The following is a 13,156-nucleotide window of genomic DNA, read 5'->3' as shown; positions in this document are numbered from 1 at the left end:
GCAAGGGAGCAAAGATGGAATCAATAGAATTGATTCTTTCTAAGCATTCGTATTATCAATTAGCTTCATCAGCGACTTTATCGCCTTTCTTTGCTTCCTGAGATAATAGATCAAATTAAATAATCTTTGCGTTTAAAAAAACTTTATCCCACAAAATTAACAGGTCTAAAAATATCGTAATTCGCGGTATAAATACAAAAACAGATTCCAATTTGGAATCTGTTTGCATTCTATCAAATAATTATTAAATAGAGTTTATACTCTTAACTCTCAGTTTATTTAAGTGTAAATTTCACTTTCGTTTTAATGGCATCCGAAGAATTTCCAATCAGTGCTTCAAAATCTCCCGGTTCAGCTACCCAGTCGTGTTTTTGAGCATCAAAGAAACTTAAAGCTGTTTTATCAATGGTGAAAGTAACTTCTTTCTGTTCTCCAGGATTCAGATATACTTTTTCAAAACCTTTCAGTTCTTTTGCGGGACGTGGAACTGATGATTTTAAATCACTGATGTAAAGCTGTGCAACTTCTGCACCTGCCTTTTTACCCGTATTTTTCACAGTTACTGTAAACGTAATTTTACCATCTTGTGAAATGGTGGTCTGATCTGCTTTTGCTTTTCCGAATTCAAAAGTTGTATAGCTCAATCCATGTCCGAAACTGAACAGAGGTTTTATATTTTTAGTATCATGCCAGCGGTAGCCTACAAAAACACCTTCGTTGTAAGTAATGTTGATAGGATTTTTCTGATCTTTACCTTTTCCTGCTGCCAATTCATCTTTCTGTCCCGGATATTCTCCAAGTTGATGGGCTGAGTTGTCTTCAAGTTTTACAGGGAATGTAAACGGAAGTTTTCCTGACGGATTTGCATCACCTGCCAGAATAGAGGCGATAGAATTTCCCGCTTCAGAACCCAGATACCACGACTGTAAAACGGTGGGAACTTCTTTAATCCACGGCATAGCTACAGCATTTCCGGAAACTAAGACAACGGCAAGATTTTTATTCGCTTTTGCCAGAGCAGAGATCACATGATCCTGATTATAAGGAAGGCCGTAGCTTTTTCTGTCGTTTCCTTCACTGTCCTGGAAGTCGGCTTTATTCAATCCACCTACAAAAATGACATAATCTGATTTTTTTGCTAATTCTACAGCTTCATTCAGTAATTCGGCTTCAGAACGGGTATCTTTTAAATCCTGCCCGGATTTTACTCCATTATATTCACCTCCGATATCTCCTACATACCCTCTCGCATACTGTACATCAGCCTGTTTTCCAAATCTGGATTTGATTCCGTCCAGAGGAAGAGCTTCGTATTTCACCTTTAATGATGAAGAACCTCCACCCACAGTCATTATTTTAATGGCATTTTCTCCAATAACCGCTATTTTTTTAGCTTTATTAAGGTCAATAGGAAGAACATTCCCCTGATTTTTTAGCAAAACAATTCCTTCTTCGCCAATTTCTTTTGCAACCGCTTTATGTTCCTCAGAAGCAATATTTCCGAATGGCTTGTTGCGGTTCATCGTAGTTTTATAAGCAAGGCGAAGCAATCTTGTTACCTTATCATCAAGTTCTGTAGTACCTACTTTTCCAGCTTTAATCAGATCAAGATAAGGCTTTGCCAGATAGTAGTTGTCATAGGCATTTTTAGTTCCGGCAGAAAGCCCGTTGGTCCAAGATCCGAATTCCAGATCAAGCCCGTTGTGAATCGCCTGTTCCGTGTTGTTTACAGCACCCCAATCAGAGACTACAACCCCTTTATAATTCCATTCTTTCTTTAAAATATCATTTAACAGATACTGATTCTGGCTGGCATATTGGCCTTTGTACATATCATAAGCCCCCATAATCGTCCAAGAATCGCCCTCTGTTACCGCAGCTTTGAAAGGAGGTAGGTAAATTTCATAAAGCGCTCTGTCATCTACATTCACATTGCTCGTATGACGGAACATCTCCTGATTGTTCAGAGCATAATGTTTCACAGAAGTTGCTACTCCATTAGACTGCACCCCTTTAATATAAGGAATCACCATTTTTGAAGTCAGATAAGGATCTTCACCCATGTATTCAAAATTTCTTCCATTCAGCGGAGTTCTGTAAATATTCACTCCAGGTCCCAGAAGAATATCTTTTTTTCTGTAGCGGGCTTCTTCACCCAAAGCTTTACCATAATTCCATGACATTTTTTTATTCCATGTTGCGGATAAAGCAGTCAGGGCAGGGTAGGCGATGATAGAGTCATTGGTCCATCCGGCCTGATCCCATTCGTCCCACATTACTTCCGGACGTACCCCGTGAGGACCGTCAGTGGTCCAGAATTCCGGAATTCCCAATCTTGGAACGCCTGGTGAACTGAATTTTGACTGTGCATGAAGCATTGCCACTTTCTCTTCCAAGGTCATTCTTGATAATGCATCCTGAATACGCTGTTCTACAGGTTTGGATTCATCTAAATAAACGGGAAGGGTATTATTAGTCTGAGCCATATAAGAAGCAGAAATAAAGGTGAATAAACTTATAATGACGGTTTTCTTTAACATGATGCCTTTCTATTTGATTAAAAACAAAAGTAAAGAAAATTTTTATTATCTCAAATTGAGAAAATAAATTTTAATGAATAAAAAAACTGTCCACATATTTGCAGACAGCTCATTGTTGAATATTGTTATTTGTAAAGAATGAAAAAGTGAAGAAAAGCATACAAGGCAAAAAAACGACCTTTACATACTCTCAAACCCGTATCCCGAATCTCGAAACCCTCTCACTCATTAATCCCATCCTTTCACGGCTCCACCCTTGAAAATTTCTTTGGCTTTCTTTTCCACTTCAGGAGATTGGTAGGCTTTTACAAAGTTTTTTACTTTCTGACTGTTTTTATTATCCTGTCTGGCCACTACCAGATTTACATATGGAGAGTCTTTATCTTCCATAAGGATTCCCTGTTTTTCGGAATCTAATCCTGCCTGTGCGGCAAAATTGTTATTGATAATCCCTACAACAACATCTCGGTCATCTAAAACCCTTGGGATCTGTGCGCCCTCAATCTCCATGATTTTCAGCTGTTTTGGATTTTCTGTGATATCTGTTACTTTTGGCAGAAGTCCTACACCTTCTTTTAATTTCAGCAGACCGCCTTTTTGTAGAAGAAGCAGAGAACGTCCTCCATTAGTTGGGTCATTGGGAATAACAACGGTGTTGCCTTCCTGCAGCTGACTGATATTTTTAATCTTTTTTGAATACGCTATAATAGGATAGACAAATGTATTTCCAACAGGTACTAGGTTGTATCCTCTCTGTTTGGACTGTTCTGTCAAATAAGGAAGATGCTGAAAAGCATTGACATCAATATCTCCATTTGTCAGGGCTTCATTGGGAACTACATAATCATTAAAAGGAATAAGTTCCACTTCCAGATTATATTTATCCTTTGCTACCTTTTTGGCAACCTCAGCAATTTCCTGCTCCGGACCATAGGTAATTCCCACACGGATAAAGTTCGGATCATCTTTTCTTCCCGAACAAGCACTGAACAGTAGTATTCCTGCAGCTAATACACCAAAAATATTTATTTTTTTCATTCTAATTTTTTATTTAAAATGGATGAAGACAGTGAACGAAAATAACTAGATTAATAACTTTCTATACTCTCAAACCCTCAAACTTAACTACCTGTGGTCAAAACTTTTTGATAAACGATCTCCCGCAAATTGTATAATGAAAACCAGTAGAACCAGCAGAATCAATACCGTATTCATAATGACAATATCATATCCGATATAACCATATTGGTAACCAACCTGCCCAAGTCCGCCTGCACCTACAGCACCACCCATTGCAGAATATCCTACAAGCGTAATCAAAGTGATCGTTGCATTATTGATTAAGGAAGGAAGCGCTTCGGGAAGCAATACTTTTCTAATGATCTGTAAAGGAGAAGCTCCCAAGGCTCTTGCCGTTTCTATAAGACCATGAGGAACCTCAATAAGACTGTTCTCAACAAGTCTCGCGATAAACGGGGCTGCACCCACACTTAGCGGAACCAAAGCTGCATTTACTCCAATAGAAGTTCCAGCCAGAATTCTGGTAAAAGGAATCATCCACACAATCAGAATAATAAAAGGAATAGCACGAAAAATATTAACCAGAATAGATAGTCCTCTGTGATAGACCACATTTTCCAGCAGTTGTCCTTTTCTGGTTAAAAATAACATGATTCCTACCGGAAGTCCCAACACAAATCCAAAAAATCCGGATAAAAATGTCATATAAACCGTTTCCCAGGTTCCTTTTGCCAAAAGGGCAATTACCGTATCACTAAGCATATCCTTTTACTGTATTTTGAATTTTATTTTGGTTGAAATAATAGATCGCCTGTTGGTTTTCTTCCTCTTCACCCTGAAGCTGCAGCAGAAGTTTTCCAAAATTGGAATTTCCGAAATATTCTACGTCAGCCTTTAAAAGTTTATAAGGGATTTTATATTGATTGTATAGCGTTGAAAGAATCTGTTCAACAGTTATGCTTTCGTTAAGTTCTATTTCGACCAGCGGAAATAAACCTTCTTTGGGTTCTTTCTGCAGTCTGTTGTTGAGTTCCTGTGGCAGGGTCATGATGTCTGAATTTATAAATTGCCGGATTATCGGGTTCTCTTTGTCCGAAATAATCTCGCTTAAAGTTCCTTTTGTTAATAATTTTCCTTGGTCTATCACTGCAACGTGGTTGCAGACCGCTTTGATCACTTCCATTTCGTGGGTAATTAAAAGGATGGTAATTCCCAGTCTCTGATTGATATCTCTTAAAAGCTGTAAGATAGATTGCGTTGTAGCCGGATCCAGTGCGCTGGTTGCTTCATCGCAAAGCAGAAGGTGAGGATCATTGGCCAGGGCCCTTGCAATGGCTACCCTTTGTTTTTGCCCTCCCGAAAGACTTCTGGGATAATCATTGGCTTTATCTTCAAGCCCTACGACCTTCAGTAATTCATTGACTTTTCTTTTGATTTCATCCTTACTGCTATGATCCAGTTCCAGAGGTAGCGCTATATTATCAAAAACAGTTCTCGAAGAAAGAAGGTTGAAATGCTGGAAGATCATCCCGATTTTTTTACGTTCCTCAGCCAGTTGCTTAGAATTGAGCTGGGTAAAATCTTTTCCATTAATAATAATCTGCCCTTCATCCGGTCTTTCCAGTAAATTGACTGTACGGATCAGGGTACTTTTTCCTGCACCCGAAAAACCGATGATTCCTACAATATCTCCTTTCTCTATATTTAAACTCACCTTATCCAGTGCCTTAAAGGACTGTTTTTTCTGGTGAAATGTTTTCGATATGTTTCTGATCTCTATCATTCTGATTTTGTATACTGTTTAAATTGGCTGATATGGTCTGCCTGCTCTGTTAAAAAACCTTCTTACTCTTCTGATTTTTACCTTTGACCGTTTTGAAAGTCTGAAATACTTGGTGACATTCGTTAGAAGTACTCCCAGCAATATGATGAATAAACCATACAGCTGACCTCCATTGATGCTTTGGCTGGCAACAATCCAACCTGCAATCACTGTTACAATAGGATTGATATAGGTGTGGGTGCTTACCAAGGCAGCGGGTTTTACGGACAGAAGCCAAATGTACGACAAATAAGCGACTATCGATCCAAAGAAGATCAAAAACAGAACTCCAAACCATGCCGATAATGGAACAGCAGCAACTGAAAAATCAGTCCATTCTTTTCTTAAAAAAGAAATTAAAAAAGAAGCTAATCCCGCTACTATAAGCTGTTGAGCAATATTCATAAAGGTAGATTGAGAAGCTGGATTTTTCTTTGAATATAGAGAACCAAGTACCCATGCGATGGAACTTAATCCCAATACTATGAATGCGGTGATACGAAGGTTTCCGTCAGCAATAGCATGAGCTGCATTCGAATGTACGCTACCTTTTAGAAACATAATTAATCCTGCAAATCCAATGGCCAATCCGATCGGAATAAATTTATCTGAGAAATAATATTTCCAGTTTTTTCTGTCGATTGCAATAAACCAAAATGGTCCGGTTGCAATAGAAATTGCTGCCTCAGGAGCCGTTACATATTGTTCTCCCCAGGCTACCAGCCCTGTTCCTCCGGTAAGAATAAGAATACCGGTAATTGCATTTTTCTTCCAATTGATCAGAGAATTTGCTTTTTCCCTTTTAGAAAGAAGATACCCTATCATCAGAATTCCGGCAACCAGAAATCTTAATCCTGAAAGAATAAATGGCGGAAAACCTTTTAAGCCAAATGAAATAGCTAAAAACGTAATTCCCCATATCACATAGATGTTTGTAAAAGCCAATGGAATCAACCATTTGTTTTTAGAATTGTTCATTTTTATTTTTTTGATGTTGTTGTGTTCAATGAAAAAGGCTCTACACCGTGGTAGAGCCTTTAAAATATATTTAAATAAAAGTAAGGTCAACCACAGTATTCTTGATGCATAGGCATACAGATATCCTTCATCATATTTTTGATGGTATGTTTACTTGTTGAATTATTCTTTAGTTCTTTGCTCATTTTGTTTTATTTCCTGAATACGTTTGCAAATATATAATATAATTCTTGTTAGTCCACTAAAAAAGTAGGCTTTTTAAATATTAATTTATTGTTAATGAGTTAAGTTATTGTTAGTTAATTGATTGCGTATTTTGTTTTTTAATTGATTCTAAAAATAATATAATCGTTTTATGTTTTTTAATTCAAGTAATACTGAAATTATATCTTAATTGATGTTGTGGAAAAGATAAAATAAGCTGATATTTTTAAGAATTGTGTAAAGGCGGTTTTGTGTTCTTATTTAAACGTATGATAAAACGATGTTGGCCGAAATGAAGCATTTGCATTTATTAAACTAGTTAAATGCACAGGATTTCAGTTCACTGTAATTTAGCATCAAAATTAAAAGACATGGACAATAGAATATTAGGTCTGCATCATATTACTGCAATAGCAGACAATGCCAAAAGAAATTTAGATTTTTATACTCAGGTTTTAGGCGTAAGACTGGTGAAAAAAACAGTGAATTTTGACGATCCGGGAACATATCATTTCTATTTTGGGAATGAAAACGGAACACCGGGAACTATCCTTACATTCTTTCCATGGGAAGGAATTGGTAAAGGAAACAACGGAAGCGGAATGGCGACCCATATCGGATATTCAGTGCCTAAAGGAAGCCTTGAATTCTGGAAAAACCGTTTGCAAAAATTTAATGTAAATGTAGAAGAAGGGGAAGTGTTTGGAGAAAAAATGATTTCTTTCAAAGATCTGGACGGCCTTCAGTTACAGTTTATAGAACCATCTGGCGATGACAGCAGAAAAGTATGGACAACTGATGATATCAAGGATGAATATGCATTGAAAGGGTTTCATAATGTCACTTTAACCTTACAAAAAGCAGATCCTACGATCAAAGTTCTGACTGATGTTTTAGGTTACGATTTACAGAAACAGGAAGGTGAAAGATACAGATTCGTCACTGATGCCATTGATACGGCTAATCTTATAGATATTATTGAAAATGGTACAATTCCTGCCGGAAGAAACGCGGCCGGAACCAACCACCATATTGCTTTCAGGGTAAAAGATGACAATGTTCTGATGGAATATCGTGAGAAAGTATTATCTGCAGGACTGAGCATTACTCCAAAGATCAACAGAGACTATTTCTATTCCTTATATTTCCGTGAGCCGGGAGGAGTATTATTTGAAATTGCAACCGACAATCCGGGATTTACTGTAGATGAACCTTTGAATGAGCTGGGTACAAACCTTAAGCTTCCTGCGCAGTATGAAGGAATGCGTGATAAAATAGAAAAAGCACTTCCGAACTTATCATAGATCATCGGCCAATACTGATAAAGATGCTAATTTTGAATCAAGAATTAAAAACAAAAAAATGGAAAGAACAGAAATAGTTTTAGAAGGAAGAAAAGGAGAAATCCAGCTTTTTTCAGACGATCATAAAGCCGGTAAAATGGATATTTCAGTCATTGGAAAAAAACTGACGGTTTATCATACCGAAGTAAATACTGAATATGAAGGAAAAGGCTTCGCTAAAATTTTATTAGAAAGATTGGTTTCCTACGCAAGAGAAAACGATTTGAAAATTGCACCATTGTGTCCGTATGTTCATGCACAGTTCAAACGTCATCCGGAAGAATACAATGATGTGTGGATGAAGGAAGAACTCTAGTGAGTTTGAGAATTTGAGAGCCGGAGGGTTTGAGAGTCTTGAGCTAAAGAACAGAAGTGAAAGACAAAAGATGAATAAAGCTACGCTCGAAATAATCAACTTGAATCCCGAATCCCTAAATTTCGACTTCCGTCATAATAACCCTTTAACAATTTTATCACAATGAAACTTATCACAGGACTGCATCACGTTACGGCAATCACCGGAAATGCACAGGAAAATATAGACTTTTATACCGGAGTTTTAGGACTTCGATTGGTCAAAAAAACGGTCAATTTTGATTACTCAGATGTTTATCATTTTTATTTCGGGGACGAATACGGAACACCGGGAACGATCATGACTACTTTTCCGTATGGTAAAGATTTGATCAATGGCAGACATGGTAAAGGAATGCTCAACACCACTGCATTTTCAGTTTCTATAGATGCACTGGATTATTGGACGAACCGCCTGGAACTGTTTAATATTCCTTTCAAACAGCCGCAGCAAAGATTTTCTGAGGAAGTTTTTATTTATCTTGAAGATTTTGACGGGCTGGGTCTGGAGTTGGTTTTTAATGATAAGGACGAAAGAAAAGGATATTACAATGGCTATATTCCTAAAGATTATGCCGTAAAAGGAATCCATCACGTGGAAATCTGGCAGGATGCTTATGAAAGAACAGCGGCTCTTTTGACCACTCAGATGGATCATAAAGTGATTAAGGAAACTCCTGACAGACTGAGATTGGGAACAGACAATATGCCGGGGAAATATGTAGATCTGCTTTCTACGCCTAGTGCATTGAAAGGATTGGCAGGAAGAGGTACCGTTCATCATGTGGCTTTTGCTACTCCGGATGCTGCATCTCAGCTTGAAATGGTAAAGCACTTAAATGCCTATGGACTGGAACATACTGAAGTGAAGGACAGAAAATATTTTACCTCAGTCTACTTTAAAGAACCGGGTGGAGTTTTGTTTGAAATTGCCACTTCAGGTCCTGGGTTCGATGTAGATGAAGAAGCTGCATTTTTAGGAGAAGATCTTCAGTTGCCGCCGCAGTTTGAAAAAAGGAGAGAACGATTGATAGAAGTTCTTCCCGTAATTAATTATCCAACAGAAAAATACAGATAGAAATAATGAGTCATATTTTAAATATAAAAACAGCAGGAATACCATTAAATCAGGCAGAGAAAGCTTTGATCATGGTTCATGGACGTGGAGGAAGCGCTCAGGATATTCTGAGTTTATCTCAACATTTAAATGTAAAAGATTATGCTTTATTAGCCCCACAGGCTTTGAATCATACCTGGTATCCTTTTTCATTTATAGCACCTGTGGATCAGAATGAACCATGGTTGTCATCAGCCATTGAAATGGTTGAAGAAACAGTAAAAGCCGCCGTAGATGCAGGAATTAAACCAGAAAATATATACTTTTTTGGATTTTCACAAGGTGCTTGTCTTACTCTGGAATTTTTGGCCCGTAATGCGCAAAAGTTCGGTGGAGCAGCTGCCATTATTGGCGGGGTAATAGGAGATAAGATCAATCGTGAAAACTATAAAGGAGACTTTGCCGGAACCCCTGTTTTTCTGGGAACCAGTAATCCTGATTTTCATGTTCCTATAGAAAGAGTATATGCTACAGCCAATATTTTAAGAGAAATGAACGCCGAGGTAACAGAAAAAGTGTATGCCAATTTCGGACACTCTATTAATGAAGAAGAAATGGAATTGGCCAACTCAATACTATTTAAATAAGTATTTTTACATTGAATTATTTTTAAAGATCTTTTAAGTGTTTAAGTAATGGTGAGATTCCTACGGAATGACAAGGTGTACGGATAAATAAAACGTATTATTTGTCATTCCGTAGGAATCTAATCAAGAATCATTCAGTAAAGGTAGGCTTCAGCCCGCCTTACAATAAATAATTAAACCATGGGCTTTAGCCAAAACCTATATAATCCAGAATCTACATTATAACTTAAAAAACTATGCACGAACAACTACTTTTAATACTGGGACTTTTATTACTCGTTATGATGCTGGTCATGCTGGCACAACGGATTAAGATTGCTTATCCTATCTTTCTGGTGCTTGCCGGATTAGGAATTAGCTTTATTCCGGGAGTTCCTGTTTTAAAGCTGGATCCTGAAATTATATTTTTAATCTTTTTACCTCCTCTTTTATATGAAGCAGCGTGGTATACTTCATGGAATGATTTCTGGAAATGGAAACGTCCCATTAGTCTGCTGGCTTTTGGGCTGGTATTTCTGACCTCGCTGGTAGTTGCTTATACTTCCCAAATGCTGATTCCGGGGTTTACTTTGGCATTGGGCTTTTTATTGGGAGGAATAGTTTCACCACCAGACGCAGTTGCTGCCACGACAGTTTTAAAAGGATTAAAAGTTCCAAAACGTACTCTTGCTATACTGGAAGGGGAAAGCCTGATCAATGATGCTTCTTCACTGATTGTTTTCAGATTTGCGCTGGCTGCAGTAATGACAGGAGCTTTCTCAATGCATGAAGCAACCGGACAGTTTTTTCTGGTAGCAGGAATGGGTGTTGTTGTTGGAATTATCGGAGCTCATATTTTTTATGCAATTCACCGTTTTTTACCCACTACACCCGCCATTGATGCTGCAATTACAGTAATTACGCCTTATATTCTGTTTCTTTCTGCAGAACATTTTCATTTTTCGGGAGTAATGGCTGTAGTGAGTGGAGGTTTATTTATGTCTTTCCGTGCTCATGAAATTTTTAAAACAGGAACTACAAGAATCAATATGACAGGAGTCTGGAATACCCTGATCTTTGTAATGAACGCTTTGGTTTTTGTATTAATTGGTCTTGAACTTCCGGATATTATCAATGGATTGGGTGAAGTTTCATTAATGGAAGGAATCAAATATGGTTTAATTATAAGTTTAATCGTTATTGCAGTACGTATGTTATGGATTTATCCTGTGGCTCATATTCCAAGATGGTTGAGTAAAAAAGCCCGTCGTGATCCGAGTCCGGGATGGAAAAACCCATTAATTATAGGATGGGCAGGAATGAGAGGTGTAGTTTCTTTGGCTACAGCGCTGTCTATTCCGGTAATGATGAATACTCAGGCCGAATTTCCCATGAGAAATCTAATCATTTTTATCACATTTGTAGTCATTTTTGTGACATTGGTATTTCAGGGATTGACACTGCCTCTTATTATTAAGCTTACTAAAATAGAAGAGATTGATCCTATTTTACCATCTCATGAACAGCAGGCAGGTATCCAGATCAGACTTGATAGCCTGGCGGTAAACAGATTAAATGAAAAATACGAATCCAGTTTACAATCCAACAGTCTGGTGGAAAACTTTAAAAATACGATTGAAAATGATATCTCTCTTCATCAGAGTCATTTAAGCTCTTTAGAAATGTGCTCCAACAGGCAGAATGATCTGAAAGAATACCATCAGATTATACTCGATATTTTTGCATTACAGAGAAAGGAGCTATTCAAAATGAAACGTGAAAAATTATTCAGTGATGATGAGATTAGAAAAGCCGAATCTCAGCTGGATTTGAATGAACTGAAAATAACAGGGAATAAACATTTGTAGAATAGAGCGAGATGCGGGTTTCGGGATACAAAATTCGGGTTAGAGAGGGTATGAGCTGTGACAGATTGTATAAGATATGTGTTTTTTACTCAACCGTTTCTTACCTTAATCACAACATAAATATTGAATAAAATGAAAACATTACATTTTTTAGTCATTGGAAAGAATCAGGAAATTCTCGATACTTTAAAAAGAATTATAGAAAATAACGAAGGTTGGACTGCCGAAATACAAAGTGATGAAAATTTCTGCTACGAATATATAAAAGAGAATACAGTAGATATTGTGCTTTTAAGCTCCGGACTGGAGGAGGATTTTGAAAAAGATATTAAAATATTTTGTGCCAGATTAGATAAAGATGTTAAAGTAATTGATCATTACGGAGGAGGAAGCGGACTTTTAAAGAACGAAGTTTACAGTCTTTTTCCTAATTTGCAGGGATAAACCTGACATTATGTTTGAAAATATCATCAAAAATATTACACGATTTATCTCAATCACTCCCGAAGAACAAAAAATATTTACAGATTTGCTGGTATGCCAGTCATTTCCTAAGAAGACCGTTTTACTGAGAGAAGGAGAGATATGCCAGTTTGAAGGTTATATTCACAAAGGATGTATAAGGATGTATTGTTTGGATGATGCTGGTACTGAAGTTACGCTGCTGTTTGCCATTGAAGACTGGTGGATCAGTGATATTGCCTCATTTCAGGAGCAGAAACCTTCAAAAGTTTATATTGAAACCTTGGAAGATTCAGAAATCTATATGCTGAATCCTGCAACCAAAGAAAAACTGCTGCAGGAAATTCCGAAACTCGAAAGAGTTTTCAGAATGCTGGTTCAGAGAAATCTGGCAACATTGCAGAGCCGTTTGGTAAATACCATTTCCAAGACCGCATCAGATAGATACCTTGAATTTATAAAGGTATATCCTTCAATCCCGCAAAGAGTAGCACAGTATTACATCGCTTCCTATCTTGGGGTTTCAAAAGAGTTTGTAAGCACTATCAGAAAACGCCTTGCTTCAAAGGAGAAATAATCTTTCAGATTTAAAGAACCCTTTGCTTTATTTTATCAACTCAATAATCAATACTAATAAGAAATAGTGAGATTCCTACGGAATTACAAACTGTATGGAGAGAGAAAGCGTACTATTTGTCATTCCGTAGGAATCTAAACATATATATTCTTTACATACTCTAGTTTATTGGTAAAACTATACAAGACAAGAAAGAACAGGCTACTTATATTTCATTTATTTATAATCATACTGCCGGATACAAAACGTATCCGGCATTTTTTTTTGCTGTAAACTCATTTATTAAACTAGTTAAATGTGCAGGG

At 37.2% G+C, this 13,156-nt stretch carries 12 protein-coding genes; 7 read left to right on the top strand and 5 right to left on the bottom strand.

Annotated elements, in window-relative coordinates; translation table 11 throughout:
• Positions 1–275 precede the first annotated feature (275 nt).
• The 5 genes from GFU89_RS20120 to GFU89_RS20100 all read right to left on the bottom strand — a co-directional run bounded on the left by GFU89_RS20120 (position 276) and on the right by GFU89_RS20100 (position 6,360).
• Positions 276–2,486, bottom strand: coding sequence for a glycoside hydrolase family 3 C-terminal domain-containing protein (locus tag GFU89_RS20120; protein WP_413228615.1), 2,211 nt, complete (start codon positions 2,484–2,486; stop codon positions 276–278).
• Positions 2,487–2,768: 282 nt separating this feature from the next.
• A complete protein-coding gene (gene metQ / locus GFU89_RS20115; protein ID WP_318848827.1) occupies positions 2,769–3,578 on the bottom strand; it encodes a methionine ABC transporter substrate-binding lipoprotein MetQ in 810 nt (269 codons plus the stop codon).
• Between the two features lie 87 nt (positions 3,579–3,665).
• The gene (metI, locus tag GFU89_RS20110) at positions 3,666–4,322 is read right to left on the bottom strand and encodes a methionine ABC transporter permease MetI (protein ID WP_105704006.1); all 657 of its coding nucleotides are present in this window, start codon (positions 4,320–4,322) and stop codon (positions 3,666–3,668) included.
• Complete coding sequence (locus tag GFU89_RS20105) at positions 4,315–5,343, bottom strand: methionine ABC transporter ATP-binding protein (protein WP_318848826.1); 1,029 nt, start codon at positions 5,341–5,343, stop codon at positions 4,315–4,317. Before GFU89_RS20105 ends, metI begins: the two co-directional genes overlap by 8 nt.
• A gap of 18 nt (positions 5,344–5,361) precedes the next feature.
• Positions 5,362–6,360, bottom strand: a complete 999-nt coding sequence (locus tag GFU89_RS20100) for an EamA family transporter (RefSeq protein ID WP_318848825.1) — start codon at positions 6,358–6,360, stop codon at positions 5,362–5,364.
• 575 nt (positions 6,361–6,935) lie between these two features.
• On the opposite strand from GFU89_RS20100, the gene GFU89_RS20095 reads away from it, so the two are divergent.
• From GFU89_RS20095 to GFU89_RS20065, 7 genes are all read left to right on the top strand, one after another.
• Positions 6,936–7,868, top strand: a complete 933-nt coding sequence (locus GFU89_RS20095) for a ring-cleaving dioxygenase (RefSeq protein WP_318848824.1) — start codon at positions 6,936–6,938, stop codon at positions 7,866–7,868.
• 58 nt (positions 7,869–7,926) lie between these two features.
• The gene (locus GFU89_RS20090; protein ID WP_318848823.1) at positions 7,927–8,223 is read left to right on the top strand and encodes a GNAT family N-acetyltransferase; all 297 of its coding nucleotides are present in this window, start codon (positions 7,927–7,929) and stop codon (positions 8,221–8,223) included.
• Positions 8,224–8,385: 162 nt separating this feature from the next.
• Positions 8,386–9,339: a VOC family protein gene (locus GFU89_RS20085; RefSeq protein ID WP_318848822.1), complete on the top strand. Its 954-nt coding sequence runs from the start codon at positions 8,386–8,388 to the stop codon at positions 9,337–9,339.
• Positions 9,340–9,344: 5 nt separating this feature from the next.
• Positions 9,345–9,965, top strand: a complete 621-nt coding sequence (locus GFU89_RS20080) for an alpha/beta hydrolase (RefSeq protein WP_318848821.1) — start codon at positions 9,345–9,347, stop codon at positions 9,963–9,965.
• A 236-nt stretch (positions 9,966–10,201) separates the two neighbouring features.
• Entirely contained in the window at positions 10,202–11,812 is a 1,611-nt protein-coding gene (locus tag GFU89_RS20075; protein ID WP_318848820.1) for a Na+/H+ antiporter, read from the top strand.
• Between the two features lie 132 nt (positions 11,813–11,944).
• Positions 11,945–12,256: a hypothetical protein gene (locus GFU89_RS20070; protein WP_318848819.1), complete on the top strand. Its 312-nt coding sequence runs from the start codon at positions 11,945–11,947 to the stop codon at positions 12,254–12,256.
• Positions 12,257–12,266: 10 nt separating this feature from the next.
• Positions 12,267–12,851, top strand: a complete 585-nt coding sequence (locus tag GFU89_RS20065) for a Crp/Fnr family transcriptional regulator (RefSeq protein ID WP_318848818.1) — start codon at positions 12,267–12,269, stop codon at positions 12,849–12,851.
• Positions 12,852–13,156: the final 305 nt, after the last annotated feature.

Origin of the sequence: Chryseobacterium sp. JV558 (genome assembly GCF_033712365.1) — a bacterium.
In the GTDB taxonomy this organism is placed as follows: domain Bacteria; phylum Bacteroidota; class Bacteroidia; order Flavobacteriales; family Weeksellaceae; genus Chryseobacterium.
The sequence above is the reverse complement of the archived record's forward strand: the minus strand, read 5'-3'. Positions and strand labels throughout refer to the sequence as shown.

Coding starts and splice junctions, on each gene's coding strand:
- GFU89_RS20100 (WP_318848825.1), bottom strand. CDS start 6,360: ATGAACAATTCTAAAAACAAATGGTTGATTCCATTGGCTTTTACAAAC.
- GFU89_RS20085 (WP_318848822.1), top strand. CDS start 8,386: ATGAAACTTATCACAGGACTGCATCACGTTACGGCAATCACCGGAAAT.
- GFU89_RS20075 (WP_318848820.1), top strand. CDS start 10,202: ATGCACGAACAACTACTTTTAATACTGGGACTTTTATTACTCGTTATG.
- GFU89_RS20070 (WP_318848819.1), top strand. CDS start 11,945: ATGAAAACATTACATTTTTTAGTCATTGGAAAGAATCAGGAAATTCTC.
- GFU89_RS20080 (WP_318848821.1), top strand. CDS start 9,345: ATGAGTCATATTTTAAATATAAAAACAGCAGGAATACCATTAAATCAG.
- GFU89_RS20065 (WP_318848818.1), top strand. CDS start 12,267: ATGTTTGAAAATATCATCAAAAATATTACACGATTTATCTCAATCACT.
- GFU89_RS20090 (WP_318848823.1), top strand. CDS start 7,927: ATGGAAAGAACAGAAATAGTTTTAGAAGGAAGAAAAGGAGAAATCCAG.
- GFU89_RS20095 (WP_318848824.1), top strand. CDS start 6,936: ATGGACAATAGAATATTAGGTCTGCATCATATTACTGCAATAGCAGAC.
- GFU89_RS20105 (WP_318848826.1), bottom strand. CDS start 5,343: ATGATAGAGATCAGAAACATATCGAAAACATTTCACCAGAAAAAACAG.
- GFU89_RS20120 (WP_413228615.1), bottom strand. CDS start 2,486: ATGGCTCAGACTAATAATACCCTTCCCGTTTATTTAGATGAATCCAAA.
- metQ (WP_318848827.1), bottom strand. CDS start 3,578: ATGAAAAAAATAAATATTTTTGGTGTATTAGCTGCAGGAATACTACTG.
- metI (WP_105704006.1), bottom strand. CDS start 4,322: ATGCTTAGTGATACGGTAATTGCCCTTTTGGCAAAAGGAACCTGGGAA.